This window comes from Lentzea xinjiangensis, from assembly GCF_900110955.1.
Taxonomy (GTDB): domain Bacteria; phylum Actinomycetota; class Actinomycetes; order Mycobacteriales; family Pseudonocardiaceae; genus Lentzea; species Lentzea xinjiangensis.
Window position 1 is genome coordinate 84,682 of sequence record NZ_FOFR01000014.1, and the last position, 24,854, is coordinate 109,535.

21 protein-coding genes are annotated in these 24,854 nt (G+C 71.4%); 12 read left to right on the top strand and 9 right to left on the bottom strand.

Annotated elements, in window-relative coordinates; genetic code table 11:
* Positions 1–22: 22 nt before the first annotated feature.
* The gene (locus tag BMW88_RS26925; protein ID WP_089955485.1) at positions 23–889 is read right to left on the bottom strand and encodes a DUF4231 domain-containing protein; all 867 of its coding nucleotides are present in this window, start codon (positions 887–889) and stop codon (positions 23–25) included.
* Positions 890–1,073: 184 nt separating this feature from the next.
* Between BMW88_RS26925 and BMW88_RS26930 the strand changes: the two genes are divergently transcribed.
* Together BMW88_RS26930 and BMW88_RS26935 are read left to right on the top strand one after the other, a co-directional pair.
* Positions 1,074–1,922, top strand: a complete 849-nt coding sequence (locus BMW88_RS26930) for a DUF6461 domain-containing protein (RefSeq protein ID WP_245778074.1) — start codon at positions 1,074–1,076, stop codon at positions 1,920–1,922.
* Positions 1,923–1,984: 62 nt separating this feature from the next.
* Entirely contained in the window at positions 1,985–2,803 is an 819-nt protein-coding gene (locus BMW88_RS26935; RefSeq protein WP_245778075.1) for an oxygenase MpaB family protein, read from the top strand.
* On the opposite strand, the gene BMW88_RS26940 is transcribed toward BMW88_RS26935, so the two are convergent.
* Entirely contained in the window at positions 2,793–3,557 is a 765-nt protein-coding gene (locus tag BMW88_RS26940) for an alpha/beta fold hydrolase (protein ID WP_177221357.1), read from the bottom strand. The genes BMW88_RS26935 and BMW88_RS26940 overlap by 11 nt on opposite strands.
* A gap of 154 nt (positions 3,558–3,711) precedes the next feature.
* Between BMW88_RS26940 and BMW88_RS26945 the strand changes: the two genes are divergently transcribed.
* Positions 3,712–5,199: a chitinase gene (locus BMW88_RS26945; protein WP_089955492.1), complete on the top strand. Its 1,488-nt coding sequence runs from the start codon at positions 3,712–3,714 to the stop codon at positions 5,197–5,199.
* Between the two features lie 45 nt (positions 5,200–5,244).
* On the opposite strand, the gene BMW88_RS26950 is transcribed toward BMW88_RS26945, so the two are convergent.
* Positions 5,245–5,886, bottom strand: a complete 642-nt coding sequence (locus BMW88_RS26950) for a thiaminase II/PqqC family protein (protein ID WP_089955493.1) — start codon at positions 5,884–5,886, stop codon at positions 5,245–5,247.
* 69 nt (positions 5,887–5,955) lie between these two features.
* Here BMW88_RS26950 and BMW88_RS26955 point away from each other — a divergent pair, with 69 nt between their 5' ends.
* Positions 5,956–6,282 carry a DUF6204 family protein gene (locus tag BMW88_RS26955; RefSeq protein WP_089955495.1) on the top strand — a complete coding sequence of 109 codons (327 nt, stop codon included), beginning with the start codon at positions 5,956–5,958 and terminating at the stop codon, positions 6,280–6,282.
* A gap of 54 nt (positions 6,283–6,336) precedes the next feature.
* Here BMW88_RS26955 and BMW88_RS26960 read toward each other — a convergent pair whose 3' ends face one another.
* Entirely contained in the window at positions 6,337–8,472 is a 2,136-nt protein-coding gene (locus BMW88_RS26960; protein WP_245778076.1) for an RICIN domain-containing protein, read from the bottom strand.
* Between the two features lie 105 nt (positions 8,473–8,577).
* On the opposite strand from BMW88_RS26960, the gene BMW88_RS26965 reads away from it, so the two are divergent.
* The 4 genes from BMW88_RS26965 to BMW88_RS26980 are packed head-to-tail and all read left to right on the top strand — an operon-like array spanning position 8,578 to position 12,576.
* The gene (locus BMW88_RS26965) at positions 8,578–9,078 is read left to right on the top strand and encodes an ArsR/SmtB family transcription factor (RefSeq protein ID WP_218148228.1); all 501 of its coding nucleotides are present in this window, start codon (positions 8,578–8,580) and stop codon (positions 9,076–9,078) included.
* Entirely contained in the window at positions 9,071–9,634 is a 564-nt protein-coding gene (locus BMW88_RS26970; RefSeq protein ID WP_089955501.1) for an SRPBCC family protein, read from the top strand. Before BMW88_RS26965 ends, BMW88_RS26970 begins: the two co-directional genes overlap by 8 nt.
* 30 nt (positions 9,635–9,664) lie before the next feature.
* Positions 9,665–10,261 (top strand): toll/interleukin-1 receptor domain-containing protein, encoded by a 597-nt coding sequence (locus BMW88_RS26975; protein ID WP_089955503.1) that lies wholly within the window; start codon positions 9,665–9,667, stop codon positions 10,259–10,261.
* Between the two features lie 8 nt (positions 10,262–10,269).
* The gene (locus tag BMW88_RS26980; RefSeq protein WP_177221359.1) at positions 10,270–12,576 is read left to right on the top strand and encodes a KGGVGR-motif variant AAA ATPase; all 2,307 of its coding nucleotides are present in this window, start codon (positions 10,270–10,272) and stop codon (positions 12,574–12,576) included.
* Here BMW88_RS26980 and BMW88_RS26985 read toward each other — a convergent pair.
* The 3 genes from BMW88_RS26985 to BMW88_RS26995 form a co-directional block, all read right to left on the bottom strand.
* Positions 12,549–13,751, bottom strand: a complete 1,203-nt coding sequence (locus BMW88_RS26985; protein WP_089955507.1) for an FAD-binding protein — start codon at positions 13,749–13,751, stop codon at positions 12,549–12,551. The two genes, BMW88_RS26980 and BMW88_RS26985, sit on opposite strands and share 28 nt — an antisense overlap.
* A gap of 67 nt (positions 13,752–13,818) precedes the next feature.
* A complete protein-coding gene (locus BMW88_RS26990; RefSeq protein WP_089955509.1) occupies positions 13,819–14,610 on the bottom strand; it encodes a siderophore-interacting protein in 792 nt (263 codons plus the stop codon).
* Positions 14,607–16,865: an ATP-binding cassette domain-containing protein gene (locus tag BMW88_RS26995; protein ID WP_089955512.1), complete on the bottom strand. Its 2,259-nt coding sequence runs from the start codon at positions 16,863–16,865 to the stop codon at positions 14,607–14,609. The genes BMW88_RS26990 and BMW88_RS26995 overlap by 4 nt, the downstream gene beginning before the upstream one ends.
* Positions 16,866–16,957: 92 nt before the next feature.
* On the opposite strand from BMW88_RS26995, the gene BMW88_RS27000 reads away from it, so the two are divergent.
* Positions 16,958–17,740, top strand: a complete 783-nt coding sequence (locus BMW88_RS27000; RefSeq protein ID WP_089955513.1) for a TetR/AcrR family transcriptional regulator — start codon at positions 16,958–16,960, stop codon at positions 17,738–17,740.
* Between the two features lie 120 nt (positions 17,741–17,860).
* Positions 17,861–19,408, top strand: a complete 1,548-nt coding sequence (locus BMW88_RS27005) for an outer membrane protein assembly factor BamB family protein (RefSeq protein ID WP_089955516.1) — start codon at positions 17,861–17,863, stop codon at positions 19,406–19,408.
* On the opposite strand, the gene BMW88_RS27010 is transcribed toward BMW88_RS27005, so the two are convergent.
* The gene (locus tag BMW88_RS27010) at positions 19,388–21,994 is read right to left on the bottom strand and encodes an AfsR/SARP family transcriptional regulator (RefSeq protein WP_143116255.1); all 2,607 of its coding nucleotides are present in this window, start codon (positions 21,992–21,994) and stop codon (positions 19,388–19,390) included. The two genes, BMW88_RS27005 and BMW88_RS27010, sit on opposite strands and share 21 nt — an antisense overlap.
* Before the next feature lie 83 nt (positions 21,995–22,077).
* Positions 22,078–23,154, bottom strand: a complete 1,077-nt coding sequence (locus BMW88_RS27015; RefSeq protein ID WP_089955521.1) for an epoxide hydrolase family protein — start codon at positions 23,152–23,154, stop codon at positions 22,078–22,080.
* On the opposite strand from BMW88_RS27015, the gene BMW88_RS27020 reads away from it, so the two are divergent.
* Together BMW88_RS27020 and BMW88_RS27025 are read left to right on the top strand one after the other, a co-directional pair.
* A complete protein-coding gene (locus BMW88_RS27020; protein ID WP_089955738.1) occupies positions 23,153–24,133 on the top strand; it encodes a helix-turn-helix transcriptional regulator in 981 nt (326 codons plus the stop codon). The two genes, BMW88_RS27015 and BMW88_RS27020, sit on opposite strands and share 2 nt — an antisense overlap.
* Before the next feature lie 70 nt (positions 24,134–24,203).
* The gene (locus tag BMW88_RS27025; RefSeq protein WP_143116256.1) at positions 24,204–24,848 is read left to right on the top strand and encodes a PP2C family protein-serine/threonine phosphatase; all 645 of its coding nucleotides are present in this window, start codon (positions 24,204–24,206) and stop codon (positions 24,846–24,848) included.
* Positions 24,849–24,854 lie beyond the last annotated feature (6 nt).

Genomic DNA, 24,854 nt, shown 5'->3' on the forward strand with positions numbered 1-24,854 from the left:
GTGCGGCCGGTGCCTCGGCGGGTCAGGTCGCGCTCGGCCGTGACGCGAGCCAGGCGGTGTGCTCCTTGCTGATCACGGCTTCGGCGTCGGCGACCGTCGCGGCCCAGTCGTCCTGCTCGGTGTAGGGGAGCCGCTGGTAGACGTCCGCGAGCTCGCCGGCCGCCGCCGCGTAGGTGACCCGCAGGTTCTCGTACTGCCGCAGCCCGATCCAGGCGGCGCCGCCCGCGACGGCCGCGGCCAGCACGCCGGACAGGTCGACGTCCCAGGCGCCGTTGATGCGCAGGGTCGCGAACAGGATCGCGACGAGCTCGCCCACGATCAGCAGCACGCGGAACACGGTCGCCCTGGTCTCGTTCAGCGCCGCCTTGTCGCGGTACCACGTGAGCTGCCGCAGCACGCGGTCCTCGCGGTAGGCCTTCTTGCGCTCGGCGAACGATGCGGCGCGCAGGGCGGCGACCACCCGGTCGCCCTCGTCGTTGGTGCTGGTGAGCAGCACCCGCTTGCGGTGGTCCCCCACCGCGTCGGCGATGGCGAGCTCGAACTGCTTGCGCGGGTCCCTGGTCGTGGCGGGGAACGGGTCGCCCAGCACGGCGTAGCGCCAGGCCAGCGACTTCACGCGTTCGGCGACGGTGCGGCCCGCGTTCCACTTCTGCTCCGGGTGCACGACCCACAGCAGGATCTCGCCGAACAGCGCGACGAGGAACCCGAGCAGCGCCACCCAGGCCCAGATGTCGACGCCCTCGCCGACCTTCCACTTGAACGCACCGCCGAGCGCCGCGACCACCGCGCCGAGCAGCCGCACCCTGCTGAACAGCAGCGTGAGGCGCTGTCCGCGCTGGGACACCGCCTCCGCGTCGTGGTAGAAGCCGGGAAGGTGCCTGTCGTCCATCCGCTCGCTCTCCCTCCCCGGCAACGCCGGTCATGCGCGGTCAAACGTGTGGTACCACGTGATCATCGCGGACAGGCCCTCGGTCCCGGGCGGCGGATGGGGCGTTCACCCGTACAGCCGAGAGCGGCTCTCCCTCCGAGCCGCTCTCGGGTGTGGCGCCCGGCGTCGATAGGGTGCCGATCCCATGGGGGACGGGTTCACCGCATTGCACCGGGCGGCGGCTTTCGGCACGGCGCGCGAGGTCGCGGAGCTGGTCGCGGAGGTCGACGACGTCGACGTGCTCTTCGACGACCGCACGGCGTTGTGGCAGGCGGTGCACCGGCGCAACTACGACAGCGTCGGCGTGCTGCTGGCGGCGGGCGCCGATCCGGCGCGTCCCATGATGTCCGGCTGGTCGCCCGCGCGGCTGAGCCTCACGACCGCGCACCCGATCGCGACCGGCGAGGTCCTCACGCCCCGGGAGCGAGCCGCGGTGGCGGAACGGGACCGGCTCGTCGCCGCCCTCGGGCGGTTCCCCGACGTGGACGGGTTCAGCATCGCCTGCGTCCGGGGTGTCGGCTCGGACGAGGCCGTCCGCCGGCTGGACGCCGAGGTGGTGCCGGACGACGAGGTCCCGGACCTCGCGAACCCGTGGGACGACCCGTTCGGCGACGACACCGAGGTCGTCGTGGGCGTCACCGACGTGCCGGGCGGGTGCGTCGTGCTGCAACCCTGGTCGTACACGGCGTCGATCCCGGCCATCACCCGCGCGCTGTCCGCCGGCACCGTGACCTGCGGCATGTACGCCAACCCCAAGAGCGGCAACCAGGGCAGCATCGACCGCGATGGCGAGACCGTCGACCGGGACCTCCACCCGGGCGGTTCTCCCGACAGCGCCGACAGCACGGCCGACGTCCTGCTGAAGCACCTCTACGTCCGTCACGCCGTTGCCTGCTGCTGCGCCTACGCGGGGCTGCGGCCGGAGGACGACAGGGCGTTCACCTCGCCCGCCCGGTGGGTGGTCCTGCCTGATCGCGTCCGCTGGGAGCTGTGATCCGGGGCTGCCGTTCCCCGGACGCGGCCACCGGGGCGCATGATGGAGTGATGCTGGAGGCAATGAGGCAACAGCTGAGCGAGGGCCTGTTCGAGCGCGTGGTGGGCCCGGACCACGAGAGACACGCGCGCCGCATCCACGAAGCGCCCGGTCCGCGCCTGTTCGCCGACGACCGCCCGATCCGCCACGTCCACGCCGACCACGCCATGTTCATCGGCGGTTTGCGCGCGTTGCTGCTGCAGTCGTTGCACCCGCTGGCGATGGCCGCCGTCGCCCAGCACTCCGACTACCGCACCGACCCGTGGGGACGGTTGCAGCGCACGAGCCTGTTCGTCGGTGTCACGACCTACGGCACGGCCGAGCACGCGCACCAGGCGATCGACCGGCTCGCCCGCGTGCACAAGCACATCCACGGCACCGCGTCCGACGGCCGCCGCTACCGCGCCGACGACCCGCACCTGCTGGCCTGGGTGCACGTGGCCGAGGTCGACAGCTTCCTGCGCTGCCACCAGCGCTACGGCGAGCACCCCCTCGCCGGCTACGACGGTTACGTCGCCGACATGGCGGTGATCGCCGAAGCGATGGGCATCCCGGACCCGCCGCGCACGACCGCGGAGCTCGAAGCGCGCCTGAACGCCTACCGGCCCGAGCTCAAGAGCACCCGCGAGGCGCGGGAAGCGGCGCGGTTCCTGTTGCTCAAGGCTCCGTTGCCGATGGTCGCGCGAGGGCCGTACGCGATCCTCGCCGCCTCGGCGGTCGCCTCGCTGCCGGTGTGGGCGCGGATTCCGCTGCGGCTGCCCTACCTGCCGGTCACGGAGGCGACCGGGGTGCGGTTCGCGGGCCACGCGCTGATGCGCGGCCTGCGCTGGGTCACCGGCTGAGGAAGTCCACCACCAGAGGAGTCGCCACCGAGGCGAACTCCTCGAAGTAGCCGTGCCGCGCGCCCTCGATGAGGTGCATCCGCGCGCCGGGGATCCGCTCGGTGATCAACGGAGCGTTCGCCGCCGGGTTGAAGACGTCGTCGGTGCCGTGCACCACCAGGGTCGGCGCGGTGATCGACGGCAGCACGTCCCACGCGTCGTGCTCCGCGCTCGCGAACAGGTGCCGCTTGCGCGCGTAGGGCGGCATGTCCGGATCGCCGAGCGTGTTGAACGGCCCGCGGTAGGCCGGCGTGTACATCAGCTCTTCGAGCGCCCTGCGCGCCTTCATCGGATCGGCTTGGGCCAGCGACCGGCGCACCTCGGCGCTGCGCTCGATCGCGTGCGGACCGCCGGGGGAGGTGCAGCCCAGCACGAGCCGGTCGACGCGCTCGCCGTGCGAGGCGGCGAGCCACTGCGCGATCCGGCCACCCATCGACGTGCCGTAGACGTGGGCCTTCGCGACGCCCGCGGCGTCGAGCACGGCGACGCAGTCCGAAGCGAAGAGCCGGGTGCTGTAGGGGATGTCCGGCTTGTCGCTGGCGCCGGTTCCGCGGTGGTCGGTGACGATCGTCGTGAACCGCTCGGCGAAGGCCGGGCGCACCCGCGACCACCAGCGGGACGAGTTCGACTGGCCCGCGATCAGCAGCAGGGCGGGGCCGGAGCCCTCGACCGAGTAGAAGAGCGCGGTTCCGTCGGCGGCACGGGCGTGGGGCACGGGGGTCCACTCTAGGCCTTCTGCCGCGGGGCCCCGCCCGCGGCTCTCGCCGGACTGATCCGCGGGAGAGGGGCCGGGACCTTGACGCGGCGATAGATGGTCTAGTCCAATTCGGGGTGACCCTGCCGGCCGCCACGCGTGGGATGGAGCAGCCATGCTGTTGTTCGCTCGAATATCCGCGGTCGCCGCACTGATGCTCGGCGCCGTGGTCGCCAGCCTCGCGCCCGCCAGCGCCGCCGGTGTCACGGCGACGTTCGCCAAGCAGACCTGGGCGAGCGGGTACACCGCGACGGTGACGATCAAGAACGAGACCAGCGCGCCCATCAGTTCCTGGAAGGTCGAGTTCGACTACCCCGCGTCCACCTCCGTCGGCGCCTACTGGGACTCGTTGCTCACCAAGAGCGGCAACCACAACACGTTCGCCAACCGCGAGTACAACGGCTCCGTCGCGCCCGGCGCCAGCGTCACGTTCGGGTTCAACGCCTCGGGCACCGCCGAGCCGGCCGGCTGCACGGTCAACGGCGCGGCCTGCGCCGGTGGCGGCACCTCGCCGACCTCGACCACCACCACGACCACCACGACGACGACGACCACCACCACCACCACGACCGGCCCGCCACCTACGGGCTCATTGCCGCGCAAGGTGCTCGTCGGTTACCTGCACGCGAGCTTCGCCAACGGCTCCGGCTACATCCGCATGCGGGACGTGCCGGACGAGTGGGACGTCATCAACCTGTCGTTCGCCGAGCCCACCAGCGCGACCTCGGGTGAGCTCAGGTTCAGCCAGTGCCCGGTGGCCGAGTGCCCGAACGTCGAGCCGGAGGCCGAGTTCATCGCCGGCATCCGCGCGCAGCAGAGCAAGGGCAAGAAGGTGCTGATCTCCATCGGCGGCCAGAACGGCCAGGTGCGGCTCGAGACCGCGGCGGCGCGTGACGCGTTCGTGCGCTCGGCGTCGGCGATCATCGACAAGTACGGCCTGAACGGCCTGGACGTCGACTTCGAGGGCCACTCGCTGTCGCTGAACCCCGGCGACACCGACTTCCGCAACCCGACCACGCCGGTGATCGTGAACCTGATCTCGGCGCTGCGGTCGCTGAAGTCCCGCTACGGAGCGAACTTCGTGCTGACGATGGCACCGGAGACGTTCTTCGTGCAGGTCGGCTACCAGTTCTACGGCGGCACGGGCACCGGTGACTCGCGCACCGGCGCGTACCTGCCGGTGATCGAGGCCATGCGCAACGACCTGACGTTGCTGCACGTGCAGGACTACAACTCCGGTCCCGTGATGGGGCTGGACAACCAGTACCACAACATGGGCGGTGCGGACTTCCACGTGGCCATGACCGACATGCTGCTCGCCGGGTTCCCGGTGCGCGGTGACACGTCGAAGGTCTTCGCGCCGTTGCGGCAGGAACAGGTGGCGATCGGCCTGCCCGCCGCGATGCACGCCGGCAACGGGTTCACCTCCGTCGCGGACGTCCAGATCGCGCTGGACTGCCTCACCAAGGGCACCCGGTGCGGCACCTACAAGCCGAAGGGCGTGTACCCGAACCTGCGCGGCCTCATGACGTGGTCGATCAACTGGGACAAGTTCAACAACTACGAGTTCTCCAAGGCCCACCGGGCCTACCTGCCGCGATAGAGCCGTGTGCCGGGGGTGGGGGCAGCACTCGCCGCCCCCGCCCTTTCACGCCAGCGTCGACCAGAACTGGAGCTCGTAGGCCTGCAGCAGGCGGCCGTAGCGCCACGCGTGCTTCGGCTGCCAGCCGCCGTCCAGCGCGGCCTGGACGGCGGCGACCGCGCGTTCCTCGAGCTGGGGCGCCGGGGTGGCGAAGAAGTCGACGAACGCGCACGCCTCGTCGTCGAAGCCGTAGTGCTCGCGCAGCCCCTTGGCCATGCGGGCGCAGTAGCCGCCCCACGCGGTGAAGTTGGCGAGGATGGCGAGCACCACGTCGGCCGGGTCGCCGTTGAGCGCCATCCACGCCTGGTACGCCGGGTAGGCCTGGCAGCCGGGGAAGGGCTCGTAGCCGTGGAACTTCTCCGCCGGCATGCCCGCGGCCCTGGCGAGGGGCTCCAGCATCGGCAGCACCAGCTCCTCGCCGCCCGCGAGCAGCGTGAAGAACGCCCGCGCGTTCGGCTCCTCCGCCTTGGCCGCGAGCACGAGGAACGTCCGCCAGTCCGACGACACGATGTGGTTCTCCTCCGCGGCGAACGTCGCGATCACCGAGCGCGGCGCTTCGCCGGTTTCGATCAGCTTGACCACGAGGTTGTCGTGCTCACCGGGGTGCAGCTCCGCCCGGATCCGCGAGACCAGCTCTTCTGCGTTCATGGCCGGGATTCTTCCGCACGCGGGAAATCGTTCGCCAGATCGGCGGCGGTTCGGGGACCATCTTCGCTCGTGGCTGAACACACCTACCGGGTACTCGTCCGCGGCCGCTTCGCGGAGCTGACCGACGAGCAGCGCGGGTCGTTGCGGGAGCGCCTGAAGGGCTTCGACTTCCTGCGCGACGCGGGCTTCAGCGAGGAGGGCGCGCTCAGCTACGACGAGAAGCTCGACTTCTTCAGCTACCGCGTCATCCTCACGGCCGCCGAGAAGCCGGACGAGGCGGGACTGCGGCGCGCGAGCACCGCGCTCGACGCGCTGGGGGTCGACTTCCGGGGCCTGAAGGCCAAGGTCACCGACGTGGACGAGATGAAGGTCAACCGGCCCAAGCGGCTGCGCTGACAGGACGGGCCCGCTGCCAGGGGGAGCACGGGCCCGTCCTGCCGCGACCGGGTGTTACGGGTTCGGGTAGTGCGCGAGGTAGGCCTCGGTGGACCCGGCGGTCGCCGTGCCGCCCGAGTTGTTGATGATCCGCTGGATGGTCCCGTTGCCGCCCAGCGACACCGTGACCATGCTGTGGAACTTCACGCCGGGCGTGTTCGGCACCTCGAACGCGCGATCGGCGGTCACGGCGGCGTTGTAGCGCATGTAGATGTAGCTGCCCAGCCCCCACGCCTCGTGCGTGGTGACGTGGTTGGCGACCTTGTAGGCCGCGTAGCCGCGGGTCGAGCCGTTCATCCACGCCGCCTGGTTGGGCGCCTCGTACGGCATCTCGTTCTGGTAGAAGTACGTCCGGCCGCCCTGGCCGTTCCAGATGGTCTGGTACTTCTGGTAGTGCTCGACGAAGAGGCCGTACATCGTCACGTTGTTGCCGTTGACGATCAGACCGGTGTCGGCCGTGTTCACGTCCCAGCCGACGCCGTAGGAGTGGTCACCGCGCCACAGCCAGAGGTGGTCGCCGATCACGTCGTGGCTGTTGACCACCAACGAGGTCGTGGCCCGTCCGATGGCCGAGCCGCCGATGCGCACGTAGAGGTCGTGCAGCGACGTCGGGTTCGCCTGGTGGCGCGCGGAGCTGCCCGGCGCGCCGACCTGCATCAGCAGCGGCGAGTTGGTCGGAGCAGCGTCGATCAGCAGACCGGCGACCTTCACACCGTCCACATCGGCCACGTCCAGCGCCATGGTGCCGTTGGTGGGCATGACGGTCGCGAGGCCGAGACCCATCACGACGGTGTCCGGGCGCGTGACGCGGATCGGCTCGCTCACCTGGTGGATGCCCGGGGTGAGCAGCAGGTGCTTGCCGGCGGCGAGCTGCTGGTTCATCGTCGCGGCCGAGGTGCCGGGCTTCGCGATGAAGAACTGCGACAGCGGGATGTTCGTGCCCTGCTGGGTGCCGCTCGCCCACGTGGTGCCGCTGGAGTTGGTGCGCAGCGCCGGCACGAACACGTTGTAGTTGCCGCTGCCGTCGACGTTCAGGAACGGCTTCTCTCGCACAACCGGGGTCTGCGCGACGTTCGTGTACGGCGGTTCCGGGAACGAGGTCTGCGGCGCGTTGCGCGCGCCGACGAACACCATGTTCCAGTTCTCACCGGTCCACGAACCCCACTCGGTGTTGCGCGACAGCCACTGCTGCTGCGAACCCGACCGCACCTGCCCGGTCACGACCGAGTCCGTGAGGAAGCCGCCGCTGGACCAGCCGCCGTCGTCGAGCTGCATGTTGCCGTAGGTCTTGGTGCGCCGCATGGCAGATGCCTGCGAGACGGCCCACGTGTTGGTGCCGCTCGGCGGCCGGATCGCGAGGTTCTCCGCGCCGCGCCAGAAGTTGTGCGTCGCGTTGCCCTGGAACCAGTCGGCCTCGACGTGCACCTGGCCGTTGATCGTCACGCCGTCCGGCAGCATGCCCAGGCCGAGCACCTGGGTGAAGAAGCCGATGTTGACGTCGACGTTGTAGTTGCCGGGCTTGAACATGATCGCGTAGCGCCGGGCGTCGTACTGGCCCTCCTCCTGCTGGCGGAAGACGTCGTCCAGGCGCGCCTGGATGGTGCTCGCGGGCATCGACGGGTCGAAGACGAGCACGTTGGGGCCGAAGTCGGGCTGGCCGGGATTCTGGTTCGCCGCGGACAACCGGAAGAGCTGCGCGTTGGTCCCGTTGCAGGTGTACTGGACCAGCTGGACGTCGTTGGTGGTCGCGGCGGGCACGTCGAGGCACTTGCCGCTGTGCCGGTTCACGAACCGGTAGGTGCCGGTGCCCACCTGTTCCGGGCGCCATTGCTGGTTGTTCGCGGTGAAGGACTGCCACATGTGGACCGCCGCGTTGTCCGCAGTGGACACGTTCGAGACGTCCCAGACGGCTCCTTCGCCGACCGTGTGGTAGCCGTCGCTCGTGGGCGTGAACTTCCAGGTCTGCCCGGAGCATCCTTGTTGGCGGAGCTGCGCGCCGTTGGCCGTTCCCAGCGACTCCACGCACTTTCCGCTGCCGACGTTTGTCACCTGATAAGCGGTTCCGGGCACCACGTCGGCCTGGGCCGCGACCGTCCACACGGGAACGATCGCCGCTGCTGCCAACGCTGCCACCAGCAGGGGGGTTCTCACGCGTCACAGGGTGCGGGCGGTTTGTTGCAACCGTCAACGAACTTACCTGTTTCCGGTCGCGTTCCGGTATTGACAAATGATTTTGTCAAATGGCACCGTGCCGGGGTGGAGCTGTCACCGTTGCGCAGGTCGTTGCTGGAGCTGCTGAAGACGACGCCCGCGTCGGCGACCCAGCTCGCGGCGGCGCTCGACCTGCCGCGGCAGCGGGTGAACTACCACGTCAGGGCCCTGGAGCAGGCGGGGCTCGTGGAGCTGGTGGAACAGCGGCAGCGGCGCGGCTGCGTCGAACGGGTCCTGCGCGCCCGGCCGGGCCGCGAGGTCGCCGCGGACGTCCAGGACCAGTTCGCCGCGACGCACCTGGTGTCGGTCGCCGAGAGCACCGCGCGGGAGGTCGAGCGCATGTCCGGCGCGGCCGCCGGTGCGGGGAAGCGCCTGCTCACCTTCACCGTGGAGACGACGGTCCGCTTCGGCGCGCCCGGCGACGTCCACGAGTTCACCGGCGACCTCGCCGAAGCGGTGCGGCAGCTCGCGCTCAAGTACGACACCGAGTCCGGCCGCCCGTACCGGGTGGTCGCCATGGGCCATCCGGGAGTTGCAGATGAGTGATGAGGGCGTGCGGATCGAGATCACCGTGGCCGCGCCGGTCGACGAGGTGTGGCAGTCGTTCCGCGACAGGGAGAAGCTCCGGCACTGGCACGGCTGGGACATCCCGGAGCTCGACGACGAGATCGACCACATCTACTTCCGGGACGTCGAGGAGGACGGCACCACGCTCGTCGTCCAGGGCCACGACACGTTCGCGCTGACGCCGGTCCCCGAGGGCACCCGCGTGGTGCTGACCCGCGCGCCCAAGGGCACCTCGCCGGAGTGGGACGAGTACTACGACGACATCACCGAGGGCTGGATCACGTTCCTGCACCAGCTCAAGTTCGCCCACGAGTTCCACCCCGGCGAGGAGCGCCGGACGCTCTTCTGGCCGGCCGAGGTCGACCTCGGCGTGACCGGCGAGCCGTTCTTCTCCTCGGCGCACCAGCGCGGCGTGGTGATCGGGGAGTGGGGTCCCGGGCTGCTGGTCACCAGCGCGAAGATGACCGTGGTGACGACCTACGGGTTCTCCGACGCCGAACTGGAGGCGTTGCGCCGGAAGGGTGAGGCGTCGTAATGGCGCAGGGCATGATCGCGATGGGAGTGCGTGGGCTATGAGTACGACGTCTTCCTGAGCTACACCCGCCGCGGAGGCGGTGACGTCTGGGTGAAGGAGCACTTCTACCGCGCGCTCAAGGAGTGGCTCGGCAACGAGATGGACAAGGACCCCGACATCTTCGTGGACTGGAACCAGGAGACCGGGGTCGCGTGGCCGACCAACCTCGAACGCGCGCTGCTGCGGTCCAAGGTGATGGTCGCCGTCTTCTCGCCGCCGTACTTCCGGTCGCCGTGGTGCCGCGCCGAGTGGGAGAGCATGCTGCACCGCCACGAGAAGCTCGGCTACGGCTCCGCCGACCACCCCCGGCAGCTCGTGCTGCCGGTGCGCTACGCCGACGGGCGGCACTACCCGCCGGAGGCGCAGGCGACGCAGCAGGCGGACTTCACGGCGTGGAACAAGCCGCTCGCCTACGAGGTCTACAGCCGTTCGGCCAGCTACGAGCACTTCCTCACGGCGGTGCAGCAGCTCGCGAAGGAGGTGGCGGAACGCATCGAGTACGCGCCGCCATGGGACCCGCAGTGGCGGGTGGTGAGACCGGCGCTCGACCCCGCGTCGCTGCCGCCCGGCCCGCTGCCGAGGCTGTGAGGGCCGCCGTGATCGTCACGTTCTACTCGTACAAGGGCGGCGTCGGCCGGTCCTTCTGCCTCGCGAACGTCGCCGTGCAGCTCGCGCGCTGGGGCAACCGCGTGCTGTGCGTCGACTTCGACCTGGACGCGCCGGGCCTGCACGAGTACTTCAGCCCGTACGCCGACGCTCCGGTCCGCGGCGGCCTGGTCGAGGTGATCGCCGGCGAGGCCGACTGGACGGAGGTCGTGGAACCCGTCTTCGTGCCGGACGCCGAGAGCCTGTCGCTGCTCGCCGCGGGCGCGATGACCCCCTCGTACGCCGACCGCGCCCAGACGTTGTCGTGGCCGGAGCTCTTCGCGGACCACGACCTCGGCTGGCGCTTCGAGAAGATCCGCGAGGAGTGGGCGGAGCACTTCGACTACGTGCTGGTCGACAGCCGCACCGGCATCACCGACATCGGCGGCATCTGCACCGCGCAGCTACCGGACGTGCTGGTCCTGTGCGTCGCGCCGAACCGGCAGAACCTCGCCGGAGCCCTGGAGGTGGCCCGGCGGGCGTCCGACGCGCGCGACAAGCTGCCCTACGACCGCGCCGGGCTGCTGTACCTGCCGGTGGTGTCGCGTTTCGACGGCAAGGAGGAGTACGAACGGGCGCGGTCGTGGCGGACCGCGATGGCCGAGCAGTTCGGGCCCCTCTACGCGAGCTGGCTGCCGGCCGACCAGCACGACGACCAGCCGGAGCTGGGGCTGGTCGAGCGGACGACGGTGCCGTACCTGCCCTACTGGAGCTTCGGCGAGGAGATCGCCGTCGTCGACGAACGCAGCGGCAGCCCGGACTCGGTCTCCTACTACATGGACAACATCGCCGCGTTGCTCGCCCATCGGCTCGCGGACGCGGATGTGCTGGTGAGCAACCGCGACACGTACGTCTCGGCGGCCAGGGAACGCGGGCGGCGGGAAGCCGGCCAGGGCTTCCGCTACGACGTGCTGGTGCACGGCACGTCCGAACGGGCCGTGCGGCTGACCGACGAGCTGCTGGCCCTCGGCGTGCGGGCGGTGCGCGGGCGGCTCGCCGAGCTGTCCATGGTGCGGCACTTCGTGGTCGTCGACCCACCGGCCCGGCCGTCGGCGGGAGTGCAGGAGATCCTCGACCAGGTGCAGCTCGACTCCGGCCGGCTGGTGATGGTCGTGGGGGAGGCGCCGAAGCAGCTCGCGGCCGCACACCCGCTCAGGAACGCCGACGCGGTCGAGGTCGTCAGCGCGCTGCCCGTGGACGACGCGAGGCCGGACTGGGCGGACGTGCTCGTGGCAGCCGCTCGCAGGCTGCAGGAACGGGGAGATCTGGCCGGTGCGCACGCCTTGGTCACCCGCACGGTGCAGGCGTCGAACACGCCGACGAAGTCGTTGCTGCTGCGCGGCGAGGTGGCCATGCGGCTCGGGCGGCTCGACGAGGCTGAACGCGATCTGCTCGTCGCGGTGTCGCATCCGGGCGAGGCGCCGCGAGCTCACCGGCTGCTGGGCGAGGTCTACCGCGACATGGGCGACCTGTTCCTCGCGGCCGAACACTTCCAGGAGGCGCTGGACGCGGGTGCCGACGAGCACGAGCAGGCCTTGGTGCACCGGGAGCTCGCGACCATGGAACTGCGGGCCGGGAGGCCGAGCGAGGCTTTGCGGCATCTGGCGACCGCGCGGGAACTCAGCTCGGGCGACGACGTGCTCGCGGCCAAGCTCGGCTTCGAACTGGGGTCGTTGCTGGTGGACCAAGGTGACCTGGAGGAGGCCGGGCGGCAGCTCGCCGAGGCCGTCGAGCAGAACACGCTGCTGCCCGGGGACCAGGTCAGCGCGCTGAGTCAGCTCGCGTACCTGGACACCGCTGCCGGTCGGTACCGCAGGGCGGAGGAGCACTTCCTCCGCGCCCTCGACCTCGCGGAGGGTTCGGTGGAGAAGGCCGACATCATCATCGCGCTCGCGAGGATGCAGGTCCAGGCCTTCGGACTGTCCCACGCGATCCACACGCTCTCCGCCGCCCTCGCCTCCCTCGACCAGCGCGAGGCCGGCATCGAGGCGAGGCTGCACGAGGCGGTGGGCGCCCTCCGCGTCGACAACGGCGAAGCGGTCCTCGCGGGTGACCCGTACCGCGCGGCGCTGAAGTCCTACCGCCGCCTCGGTGACCGCGCGGGGGAGGTGCGGGCGTTGATCGGTCTCGCCGCATCGGCCCATGACGCGGAGAGCGCCATCGGCATCGGGGAGGAGGCGCGGCGGTTGCTGGCGCGGCTGCGCGGGCCGGAGGCGGACCTCCTGCGCCGTCAGCTCGACTCGGTGGCACCGAAGTAGCGCGTGAGGAGGTCGTTGCGGAACACGCCTTTCGGGTCGTGCTCGCGCATCAGCGCCTTGAACGCGTTCCACTGCGGGTAGCGTGCCGCCAGCAGCATCGGTGGCACGGTGAAGAGCTTGCCCCAGTGCGGACGCGGCGCGATGGCCTCCTCCAGCCGCGGCAACAGCGCCAGCACCGCGGGGGTGTCCGGCACCCAGGTGAAGTGGATCGCGAGGCTGTCGCGGTCGTGGGCGGGGCTCAGCCACTGCGGTTCGGCCGAGATCGTGCGGATCTCGCAGGCCTGCACCAGTGGTGAGATGACCGTGGACATCTCGGCGAGCGCGCGCAGGGCCGTGACCGCGCGGGTGCGGGGCACGAAGTACTCGGTCTGCAGCTCCTCGCCCACCGACGGCGTGAACTCGGCCTTGAAGTGGGGGAGCCGCTCGTGCCACGGGCCGGGCACGCCGCCCTGGAGCGTGCAGCGCGAGGCGGGCTGGCCGGGCACCGGGTGGCGCGGGCCGTCGGCGGGGCGGCCGGGGAACGCGAACGGCTCGTCGCCCACGCGGTGCTTCGCCCACACCGTCGCACCGCCCTGCCAGTCGACGAACGCGCTGACGCTGTAGGCGCCCTCGAAGATCTGGTCGAGCCGCACGAGCAGGGTCGTCCAGGCGACGTCCTCGTAGACGGTCTGCTCGACCTCGAACGACGGCACCACGTCCAGCGTCACCGCCGTGACGACCCCCAGCGCGCCGAGCGAGACGGCGGCGCCCGCGGACGTCAGTTCGACGACCGAGCCGTCCGCCCGCATGACCTCGACCGCGCGCACCGCCCCCGCCAGTGACCGGCTGCCGGAGCCGTGGGTGGCGGTGGCGACCGCGCCGGCGATGGTGATGTGCGGCAACGACGGGAGCGTGTGCAGCGCCAGGCCGGCCCGGTCGAGCCGCGGGGCGAGATCGGCGAGCGTCATGCCGGCGCTGACCCGCGCGGTCCGCCCGTCGATCTCGCAGACCGGCGGCATGCCCGCGAGCGACACCAGCGTGCCCGTCGTGTCGGCGATGGGGCTGAACGAGTGTCCCGAACCGACGACGTGCACGGCCGACGAACCGCGGACGATCGCTCGCAGGTCGTCGGCCGAGGTCGGCTCGACGACCTGCGTCGCGGTGAACGTGATGTTGCCCGCCCAGTTGGTCCTCATACACACACGGTATGCGCACGGGCGTAGTTGTCGTTCTCCCTATTGCTTCAGTGTTGACAGAAACAAATCATTCGCTGAGAACGGCAATGCGTTCTTCGGCCTCAGCGAGGTCTTCGGAGGTGGGTGCGTCATCCTGGGTCAGCGAACGCCGCCAGTACCCGGCGAACTCGATGTCCTTCCTGGACACGCCGAGGCCGACGAAGTGCCTGCGCAGGGCGCGCACCGCGGACGCCTCGCCGCCGAGCCACACCCACACCGACTCCCCGGCCTCGACCGCCGGCATCGCCGACACCACCGAGACCAGGTCCTCGCCGGCACGGCGGTGCACCCACCGCACACCGGGGACGTCCTGCTCCTCCGCGGGATCCGCCACCTCGACGAACGCGGCGAACGACTGCGCGGCGGGCAGCAGCTCGAGCAGCGAGGCGATCGCCGGCAACGCCGTCTCGTCGCCCGCGAACACCAGCAGGTCCGCGGTGCCGAGCGGGCGGGCGTACTCCGGTGACGGCCCGAACCGCCCGATGACGTCGCCCACCCGTGCCCGGGACGCCCACGCCGAGGCGGGCCCGTCGTCGCCGTGCAGCACGAAGTCGACGGTCAGCACGCCGCCGGTCAGCGACCGGGCGGTGAAGCTGCGCATCCAGGGCCGTACCTCGTCGGGAACGGCGAGGTAGGCCTGGTACCAGGTGCCGGCGTCGGACGAGGCCGAGACGTCCACCGGCCCGCCCGGTTTCGGGAAGAGCAGCTTGAGCTGCTGGTCCGGCCAGGTGCCGATGTCCGCCAGGCCGTCACCGACGAACGTCACGCGGGTCATCCGCGGGGTCAGGGGCACGACGGAGGTGACCGTCAGCAGGCTCATGACAGGTACTCCTTCAGGTGCTGGGCGGTGAGCGTGCCGGAGTCCGACACGAGGTCGGCGGGCGTGCCGGTGAACACGACCCGGCCGCCGTCGTGGCCTGCTCCCGGGCCCATGTCGACGATCCAGTCGGCGTGCGCCATCACGGCGAGGTGGTGCTCGATCACGATCACCGTGCCGCCGGCGTCGATCAGCTGGTCGAGCAGGCCGAGGAGCTGGTCGACGTCCGCGAGGTGCAGGCCGGACGTGGGTTCGTCCAGCACGTACGTCGAGGCCTTCTCCGCCATGTGGATGGCGAGCTTGAGCCGTTGCCGCTCGCCGCCGGACAGCGTCGTCAGCGGCTGGCCGAGCGAGAGGTACGACAGGCCGACGTCGTGCAGGCGGCTGAGCACGGCGTGTGCCTGGCCGGACGGGAAGAACGAGCGCGCCTCGGCCACGGACATGCCGAGCACTTCGCTGATGTTCTTGCCCCGCAACGTGTAGCGCAGCACCTCGGGCGTGAACCGCTTGCCCTCGCACTTCTCGCACACGGTCGCGACGCCGGCCATCATGGCCAGGTCGGTGTAGACGAGCCCGATGCCCTTGCAGTGGCCGCACGCGCCCTCGGAGTTCGCGCTGAACAACCCCGGCTTGACGCCGTTGGCCCTGGCGAACGCGGTGCGCACCGAGTCGAGCAGGCCGGTGTAGGTGGCGGGGTTCGAGCGCCGTGACCCGCGGATCGGCGACTGGTCCACCGTCACCACGTCCGGCCGCCCGCGCAGCGAGCCGTGGATCAGCGACGACTTGCCGGAGCCCGCGACACCGGTGACGACGGTCAGCACCCCGAGCGGGATGTCCACCGAGACGTCCCTGAGGTTGTTCAGCCGGGCGCCGCTGATCGTCAGGAAACCGCGGGGGGAGCGGAACCGGGGCCGCAGCTTCGCGCGGTGGTCGAGGTGCCGTCCCGTCAGGGTGCCGGAGGCCCGCAGCCCGGCCACGTCACCGGAGTAGCAGACGTGCCCGCCGTGCACCCCCGCGCCGGGGCCGAGGTCGACGACGTGGTCGGCGATCGCGATCGTCTCGGGCTTGTGCTCGACGACGAGGACGGTGTTGCCCTTGTCCCGCAACTGGAGCAGCAGGGTGTTCATGCGCTGGATGTCGTGCGGGTGCAGGCCGACGGTCGGTTCGTCGAAGACGTAGGTGATGTCGGTGAGCGACGATCCCAGGTGCCGCACCATCTTCACGCGCTGCGACTCGCCGCCCGAGAGCGTCGCGGACTCGCGGTCGAGCGAGAGGTAGCCCAGGCCGATCCCGACCAGCGAGTCCAGGGTGTTGCGCAGCGTGGCCAGCAGCGGCGCGACGGACGGGTCGTCGATCGAGTGCGCGAACGCCGCGAGGTCGCTGATCTGCATGGCGCAGCAGTCCGCGATGTTCAGCCCGTTGATCCGGGACTCGAGCGCGGCCTTGTTCAGCCGTGCGCCCGCGCAGTCCGGGCACACCGCGAACGTCACCGCGCGGTCGACGAACGCCCTGATGTGCGGCTGCATCGACTCCCGGTCCTTGGCCAGGACCGTCCGCTGCAGCTTGGGGATCAGGCCGTCGTAGGTGACGTTGGTGCCGCCGATGTCCAGCTTGGTCGTCGGCTTGTGGAGGAAGTCGTCGAGCTGCTGCTCGGTGAACTCCGCGATCGGTTTGTCGGCGGGGTAGAGGCCTGAGTTCGCGAGCACCTGCCAGTACCAGGTGCCGACACCGTAGTTCGGGGCGTTGATCGCGCCCTCGTTCAGCGACTTCGACCTGTCCACGATCGCGTCGACGTCGATGGTGGTGACCTTGCCGAGTCCCTCGCACGCCGGGCACATGCCCTCCGGCAGGTTGAAGCTGAACGCGCCGGACGTGCCGACGTGCGGTGTCCCGAGACGGCTGAACATGATGCGCAGCATCGTGTGGGCGTCGGTGGCGGTGCCGACGGTGGAACGGGAGTTCGCGCCCATCCGCTCCTGGTCGACGATGATCGCCGCGCTCAGGTTGCGCAGCGCGTCGACGTCCGGGCGCCCGATCGAGGGCATGAAGGACTGCAGGAACGCGGTGTAGGTCTCGTTGATCATGCGCTGGGACTCGGCCGCGATCGTGCCGAAGACCAGCGAGGACTTGCCGGAGCCGGACACGCCGGTGAAGACGGTGAGGCGGCGCTTGGGGATGTCGAGCGACACGTCCGCGAGGTTGTTCTCCCTGGCCCCGCGGACCTGGATCAGGTCGTGGCTGTCGGCGACAGCGTTCACAGCTGTTTCCCCCGGGTTTTGTCGGGCATGGTTTCTTTATGCCGTAAACTATCGACCGACGAGGTTACTTTACGATGTAAGGAGTCGCAACCGTGGTGGTCTACGCCGGGCAGGGCGACCCGCGCCGCTCCATCGAGCTGCTGTGGCGGAGGCCGGTCGCGGAGCAGCGGCCCGGCCCGAAGCCGGGGCTGAGCGTGGACGCGATCGTCGACGCGGGCATCGCGGTGGCCGACGAGCAGGGCATGGCCTTCTCCATGCGCGCCGTGGGCGAACGGCTGGGCCGCACCGCGATGGCGCTCTACACCTACGTCCCGGGCAAGAACGAGCTGGTCGACCTCATGTACGACCGCACGATGGCCGAGCTGCCCACCTCGTACCCGCTCGCGGACGGCTGGCGGCCCGCTGTGACGCGGTGGGCGCGGGACATGTGGGAGCTCTACGTCCGGCACCCGTGGGTGCTCCAGGTCTCGCAGGCGCGCCCGGTGCTCGGGCCGCACGAGTTCGCCGTGATCGAGGCCCTGGCCGCGATCCTGGTCCCGACCGGCCTGCCCGGCCGGGAACTGCGCGGCATCGTCGGCGCGGTCAACTACTTCGTGCGCGGCGCCGCCCAGACCGTCGCCGAGGCCCGTGCCGCGGGCGGCGCGACCGGCGAGGCCGACGAGGAGTGGTGGTACGCGCGCTCGGCGGTGCTGATGGAGATCGAGCCGGACCTCGCGGAGAAGTTCCCTGCGCTGCACCTGCTGGAGAGCGACCGCGAGCCCGTCGACCCGGAGCTGCCGTACCTGGAGAACGACGCCGTGGAGAACTTCCGCAACGGGCTGCGGGTTCTGCTCGACGGTGTCGAGGCCGCGGTGCGTGCCGTGGCGAAACCGTGACGCGGTCCTGGTTCGCGAACCGGCGGCGCATCAACCGATCGGTTGAGCCACGACGAGACGTTGGGGGGACGTGCGTGGCTTCCGCCGCTGCCAGGGTGGACGGCGGAAGGGGGAAATTCCATGCTGAGGAAGACCGCGCTGCTCACCGCGGCGCTCGTGGTGCTGACCGCGGCACCTGCCACCGCCCGAGGTGGCGGCGACTGGCCGGGGTGGCAGAAGGACCTCGACGGATCCCGGCACAACGCCGCGGAATGGCGCATCAACCGGCACAACGCGGGCGAGCTCGAGCTGAAGTGGGCGTTCGCCTACCCGAAGGGCGAGTTCAACGCCGTCCGCAGCCAGCCGGCCGTCGTGGGGGACACCATCTACTTCGGTGGCCCCGACGGGAAGTTCTACGCCCGTGACGCCCGCACCGGCGACGCCCGGTGGGAGTTCACGCTCCCGCCGGCCAGCCGGTACGCGTACAACTCCGACGGGCCGACGGTGGCCGGCGGCAAGGTGTTCTTCGGTGACAGCGCGAGCCGGTTCTTCGCGCTCGACCAGCGCACCGGGCGGCTGCGGTGGCAGGTGCAGCTCGACGACGGCATCGCCTCGCAGACGACCAGCTCGCCGATCGTCCACAACGGACTGGTGTACGTGGGCACGTCCAGCGCGGAGAACATGCTGCCGAACACGCACGCCTGCTGCACGTTCCGCGGGCACATCGACGCCTACGACGTCGACACCGGGGCGCTGGTCTGGCGCCACTACACGGTGCCGGAACCGGTCGAGGCCGGCACCTGGCCCAACGGCGCCAAGCGGTTCGAGCCGTCGGGCGTGGGGGTGTGGAGCTCGCCGGTCATCGACCGCCGCACCGGCACCCTCTACGTCGGCACCGGCCAGAACTACACGGGCAAGGGTGGCGAGTTCGACTCGCTGCTCGCGCTGAACGCCCGCACCGGTGCGGTGAGGTGGACCAACCAGGTCACCGACGCCGACACCTGGCGTGACGCCTGCAACCAGCCCGACGCCGAGGGGTACTGCCCCGGGCTCAAGGACGGCACCAACCTCGACTACGACATCGGTGCCACGCCGAACCTGTTCCGGGCGGGCGGCAGGCAGCTCGTCGGCGTCGGGCAGAAGTCCGGTGTCTACCACGTGTTCGACGCGTCGACGGGACAGGTCGTGTGGCGCCGGCAGCTCGGCGTGCCGCTGCCCAGCGGTGGCATCTCCGGCATCCAGTGGGGGTCGAGCCACGACGGCGAGCGCCTCTACATCGCGACCTACTACGCCGATCCCGGCAAGTTGTTCGCGGTGGACCCGGCGACCGGTCAGGTGCTGTGGGAGACCGCGGCGCCCGCGGACGGCTGTGCCACGGGCGGCGCGGCGGGGCAGCCGGGCTGCTGGCCCGCGCACGGCCTGCCGGTGTCGAGCTCACCGGGCGTGGTGTGGCTGGGTGCCGCCGACGGCAAGTTCCGCGCGTACGACGCGAGGACCGGCCGGATCATCTGGTCGCACGACACCATCCAGGACGTCCGCGGCGTCAACGGGCTGACCGGGCGCGGCGGCACGATGGCCGGTCCCGGCACGGGTGCGGTGGTGTCGGACGGCATGGTGTACGTGCAGTCCGGGTACCACTCGGACTTCGTGAACCCGCACGGGCACGTGCTACTGGCGTTCGGGCTGTAGCTTCGCGCGGAGGCGCTCGGCCGGCAGGCCCGCCTCCGCGTGCAGCCGCAGCGACGTCTGCCAGGCCTCGCGAGCGAGCTCGGCGTCACCCGCGGCCGCGTGGGTGTCGCCGAGCTCCTCGTAGGCGGCGGCCTCCAGCGGGCGGTCGCCGCCGAGGCGGAAGTGCTCGGCGGAGCGGGTGAACGCCTCCGCGGCCTTCTCGTGCTCGCCCAGGCCGAGGTACGCGGTGCCGAGGTTGTCCCACGTCTCGGCCTGGCCGATGACGTGGCCCATGGCCCGCCACTTCACCATGACGCGCTCGGCGTGCTCGATGGCCTTCCCGTACTCGCCGATCTTGCCGTAGCCCCACGCGAGCCCGGTCAGCGCGTTGGCCTGCCCGTACTCGTCACCGCACTCCTCGAACAACGCGAGCCCGCGCCGCGTGTACTCCAGCGCCTGGGGGATGCGGTCGTCCGGGCACAGCATCGCGATGTTCAGCAGCACTCCCGCCTGTCCGGCCGGATCACCCTCGTACACGTCGAACGCCCGCTCCAGCGCCGCCGTCGCCTCGTCGAGCCGGCCGACCCTGGCGAGGCCGCGGCCGAGGTTGATCAGCGTGCGGCCCAGGCCGTCGGTGTCGTCGAGCTGTTCCAGGGCCGCGAGGGCGAGTTGCTGCGAGGTCAGCAGGTCGCGGTAGTGCGCCTGGCGGTCGAGGACATCGGCGAGCGACCAGCCGATCAGCCAGGTCTGCGCCGGCGTGCCGTGCGGCATCGCCGCCATCAACGCCGGGTGCTCGCTCATCAGCCACGTCAACGCTTCCTCGTGCGTGTGGAACCGGGTGACCACCACTCCGGTGGCCGGTTCCGGCGTGGCGGGCCGGCGGCGGCTGGGGGTGAACACGACGCCCGCCTCGACGCTCGTCAGCGCGAGGTGGTCGAGCAGCCGGTGCAGGGCCTCGTCCCGTTCGCTGTCGAGGGCCAGCTCGGCCGCGTAGTCGCGCAGCAGGTCGTGGCAGGTGAACCGGCCCGTTTCCGGCTCGTCGAGCAGGTTCGCCCTGGCGAGCTCCGCCAGCAGCGCCTCGGTCTCCGGCACGGCGAGCCCCGCCAGCGACGCGGCGCCCGCGAGGCTGATGTCAGAGCCCGGCACCAACCCCAGCAGCCGGAACAGGCGCAGCGCGGCCGGGCTCAACGCCTTGCAGGAGTGGGAGAAGACCGAACGCAGGTCCGCCGTCACGTCATCGTCGTCGGCGAACGCGTCGAGGTCGGCCAGCTCGTCCGCCAGTGCCGCGAGGGGGAACTCCGGTTGTGTCGCGGCCCGCGCGCCGGCGACGGCGAGTGCCAGCGGGAGCCGGGCGCAGCGGCGGACCACGGTGTCGACCGCCTCGGGCTCGGCCCGCGCGCGGTCGTGGCCGATCCGGGAGGCCAGCAGCTCGCGGGCGTCGTCGGGCGGCAACAGCCCCAGCGGCAACGAGTGCGCGTGCGCTGGCTTGATCGCCGTCCGGCTCGTGATCACCACGTGCGCGTTCGGCGTGCGCGGCAGCAACGGCTCGACCTGGTCGGTGTCGGTGGCGTTGTCCAGCACCATCAGCACCCGCTTGTCCGCGAGCGCGTCGCGCAGCAGCTCCGACTGCCCGGCCAGGTCGTGCGGCACCTTCGCACGCGGCACGTCGAGCGCCGACAGCAGCCGCAGCAACGCGTCGCCGGGACTCACCGCCGCGCCGCTCGGCCCGAACCCGTGCAGGTTCACGAAGAGCTGCCCGTCGGGGAACCGGTCCGCGGCCCGGTGCGCCCAGTGCACGGCGAGCGAGGTCTTGCCGACCCCGCCGGTGCCGGTGATCACCACGACCCCGGTCGGCGCCCGGTCGAGCTGCGCGAGCTCCGGCGCCCTGCCGGTGAACGGCTTGGGCGGGGCTGGGAGCTGCCGCGGCGCGGAGGCGGACCGGAGCCTGCGGTGCAGGGCGGCCAGCGGGCGGGACGGCTCGGCGCCCAGCTCGTCGGCGAGCCGCGCCTTGACGACCTCGAAGTGCCTGACCGCCTCCTGCGTGCGGCCGCTGCCGTGCAGCGCCTCGATGAGCTGGGCGGCGACGCGTTCGTCCAGCGGGCGCTGCTCGGCCAACGCGCGCAGCTCGGGCACCAGCGCGGCGTGCTCGTCCCGGGCCAGCCGGTCGTCGACGTGGTCGAGCCGCGCGGCGAGCAGCTCGGCCGCGAAGCCCGCGCGGTGCTGCGCGGCCCACGGCGTGTCCAGGGTGGACAGCGGCTCGCCGGTGACGAGGGCCAGCGCCTCCGCGGTCCGTCCGGCCCGCACCAGGTGCCGGAACAGGTGCAGGTCGACCTCCAGCGGGTCGACCCGCACCACGTACCCGGCGCCGTCGCGTTCGACCAGGCCGGGCAGCGTCTGCCGCAGCCGGGTGAGCCACGTCCGCATCATCGCGCGGGCGCGGGCCGGCGGGGCATCGCCCAGGACGCGTTCCACCAGCTCGTCGGCGGTGACCACCTCGCCGGCGCCGACGAGCAGCACGCCCAGCAGGGCTCCGAGCCGCGTCGCGCCGAACTCGGTCACGCGGCCGTCCACCCGTGCCGAGACGCCGCCGAAGACCGTGAACCGCACGGTGATCACCGTAGCCGCTCCCGCCGGGACGACGCCCGGCCACGGGCCGTCCGCACCCCCGGCCGCACGCGATCACGTCACCGTCACCGCAGGAACGACTCCCGCAGGTCGCCGACCACCAGCTCGGGCACCTCCATCGCGGCGAAGTGCCCGCCGCTCGGCATCTCCGTCCACCGCACGATGTTGTGGTTGCGCTCGGCCATCCGCCGGATCGGCACAGCCAGGTCGTGCGGGAAGACCGCCACCGAGGTCGGTGTCGGCGACTCGGGTTCCAGCTCGCCCCACGTCTCGTCGCCCTCCTGGTAGTAGCGGGCCGACGAGCCGGCGGTCCGGGTGAACCAGAAGATCGACGCGTCGGTCAGCAGCGCGTCCAGGGGTACCCCGATCTCCGGGTCGCTCCACGTGTGGAACGCCCACTCGATCCACTCCAGCTGCGCCACCGGCGAGTCGGTGAGCGCGTAGGCGACCGACTGCGGCCGGGTGCTCTGCATCGAGGCGTACCCGAACTGCTCGAACTCGTACCGGTGCGCCTTCTCCACGGACCTGCGCTCGGCCTCGACGTCCATGTCGGCGGTCTCGGCCGTGACGCCCGCCGAGAAGATCTGGTTGACGTGGATCGCCCGCACCTCGTCCCGCATCCCGAGGTGGCGGGTCAGCGCGGCACCGAGGTCGTAGCCGTGCGCGACGTACCGGTCGTAGCCCAGGCGGCGCATGAGCTCGGCGACCACGCCGGCCACGCGGGGGATGGTCCAGCCGAGCTCCTCGGTGGGGCCGGAGAACCCGAAGCCCGGCACCGACGGCACCACCAGGTGGAAGTCGCGGCTCAGCGGCTCGAGCACCTCCTCGAACGCGAAGCACGTCCCCGGCCAGCCGTGCGTGAGCAGCAGCGGTTCGGCGTCGCGCCTCGGGCTGCGCACGTGCAGGAAGTGCAGCGTCGCGCCGTCGATCTCGGTGATGAATTGCGGGAGCTCGTTGAGCCGCCGCTCCGCCTTGCGCCAGTCGAAGTCCCGCCAGTGCCCCGCGAGCTCCCGGAGGTGGGCGAGGGGCGTGCCCTGGGCCCAGCTCGCGCCCGCGGGGGAGCCGGGCCAGCGGGTGTGGTCGAGGCGGCGGTGCAGGTCGTCGATCTCGGACCGGGGAATGGTGATCTCGAACGGCTTCATGCGGCCGACGCTAGGACGACTGCAGGACGGATATTGTCCTCCAGTGTCGTCCGCCCGGTTGCTGAAGTTGCTCGGTCTGCTGCAGTCGCGCCGGGAGTGGTCCGGTGCGGAGCTGGCGGAACGGCTGGGCGTCACCACGCGCACGGTCCGCCGGGACGTCGGCAAGCTGCGGCTGCTCGACTACCCGGTGCACGCGTCGATGGGCACGTCCGGCGGCGGCTACCGGCTCGGCCCCGGCGCGGCGCTGCCCCCGTTGCTGCTCGACGACGACGAGGCGGTGGCCGTGGCGGTCGGGCTGCGGACCGCGAGCGGGATCGAGAACATCGGCGAGACGGCGGTGCGCGCGCTGCTCAAGGTCGAGCAGGTGCTGCCGTCCGCGCTGCGGCACCGGGTGGCGGCGCTGGAGATCGCGACGGTGCCGCACACCTCGGGGCCGGTGGTCGAGGTGGGACTGCTGACGGCGGTCGGCTCGGCCTGTCGCGACCGGCGGCGGATCCGGTTCGCCTACGCCGGGCACTCGGGGGAGGAGTCGCTGCGCGAGGCCGAACCGCACCGGCTGGTGACCTGGGGCAGGCGGTGGTACCTCGTCGCGTGGGACGTGCTGCGGGAGGACTGGCGAACTTTTCGACTCGATCGAATGAATCTGCGGACCACGTTCGGTGCGCGGTTCACGCCGCGTGAGATCCCGGGCGGGGACGCGGGGGCGTTCGTGGCCGCGCGGGTGGCCGATCGATGGCCCGTCCAGGGGGTGGTGCGACTGAGCGTGCCCGCCTCGGAGGCCGACGAGTGGCGCAGTTACGGCGAGGTTGTGACTGTGGACGAGACGTCGTGCCACGTGCGGGTCGGTGGCGAGACGATGGACGACGTGGTGTTCATGCTCGCGAGCATCACGGTCGAGTTCGAGGTCGTGTCGCCGCCCGCACTGGCTGCAGCACTGGTCAGGGCCGCCGACCGGTTCCGCCGGGCGGCGGAACTCTGAAGGTTTTCTCAGGCCGGTGACAGCAGATTCCCAGCTCCGCACGGCTTAGTGGAGGTCAGGGAGGTCCGCCATGCTGATCGATCGCACCATGCCACTGGGCACCGCGCTCACCGTCACCTACGCCAGGGACCGCGGGCCGCGCCGGTACAACGCCGACGCCTACGCGGCCGGCCGCCGCACGTTCGTGGTGGTGGACGGGGTGGGTGACTCCGCTGCCGCCGCCGAGGCCGCGCACGCCGCGGCGCAGGCCGCGGCGCTGCTCACCGACCCGGCAGCCGCCATCCTGGCCGCCAGGGACGCCCTGCAGGTGCACACCGGGGACGCGGTGATCGTGGTCGCCGTGGCCCGGCCCGGCGGCGGCTTCGACGTGGCCTGGGCGGGTGACGCCCGCGCGTACGCCTCGAACGGGGACGAGCTCGTCCAGCTCACCACGGACCACACGGTCGCCGAGTACTTCCGCGAGCGCGGCGTGGTGCCCGGGCCGAAGATGGAGCACGTCGTCACGAACACCGTCCGGCACGCGACACCGGAGAACATCGGGCGTGCGGCCACGCGGGCCCCACGGCTGGTGCTCGCCTCGGACGGTGTGTACGGGCCGTTAGGCCACGAGGGCATCGCGGCGATCATGTCCGGGCAGGGCTCGGCCGACCGGCTGGTGCGGGCGGCCCTGCACGCGGGCGGGACCGACAACGCGACCGCGCTCGTCGTCAGCTAGCGGTCT

Coding starts and splice junctions, on each gene's coding strand:
- BMW88_RS26945 (WP_089955492.1), top strand. CDS start 3,712: ATGCTGTTGTTCGCTCGAATATCCGCGGTCGCCGCACTGATGCTCGGC.
- BMW88_RS27025 (WP_143116256.1), top strand. CDS start 24,204: ATGCTGATCGATCGCACCATGCCACTGGGCACCGCGCTCACCGTCACC.
- BMW88_RS26950 (WP_089955493.1), bottom strand. CDS start 5,886: ATGAACGCAGAAGAGCTGGTCTCGCGGATCCGGGCGGAGCTGCACCCC.
- BMW88_RS26990 (WP_089955509.1), bottom strand. CDS start 14,610: ATGAGCCTGCTGACGGTCACCTCCGTCGTGCCCCTGACCCCGCGGATG.
- BMW88_RS27005 (WP_089955516.1), top strand. CDS start 17,861: ATGCTGAGGAAGACCGCGCTGCTCACCGCGGCGCTCGTGGTGCTGACC.
- BMW88_RS27020 (WP_089955738.1), top strand. CDS start 23,153: ATGCGGCCGACGCTAGGACGACTGCAGGACGGATATTGTCCTCCAGTG.
- BMW88_RS26930 (WP_245778074.1), top strand. CDS start 1,074: ATGGGGGACGGGTTCACCGCATTGCACCGGGCGGCGGCTTTCGGCACG.
- BMW88_RS27015 (WP_089955521.1), bottom strand. CDS start 23,154: ATGAAGCCGTTCGAGATCACCATTCCCCGGTCCGAGATCGACGACCTG.
- BMW88_RS26970 (WP_089955501.1), top strand. CDS start 9,071: ATGAGTGATGAGGGCGTGCGGATCGAGATCACCGTGGCCGCGCCGGTC.
- BMW88_RS26985 (WP_089955507.1), bottom strand. CDS start 13,751: ATGAGGACCAACTGGGCGGGCAACATCACGTTCACCGCGACGCAGGTC.
- BMW88_RS26935 (WP_245778075.1), top strand. CDS start 1,985: ATGAGGCAACAGCTGAGCGAGGGCCTGTTCGAGCGCGTGGTGGGCCCG.
- BMW88_RS26925 (WP_089955485.1), bottom strand. CDS start 889: ATGGACGACAGGCACCTTCCCGGCTTCTACCACGACGCGGAGGCGGTG.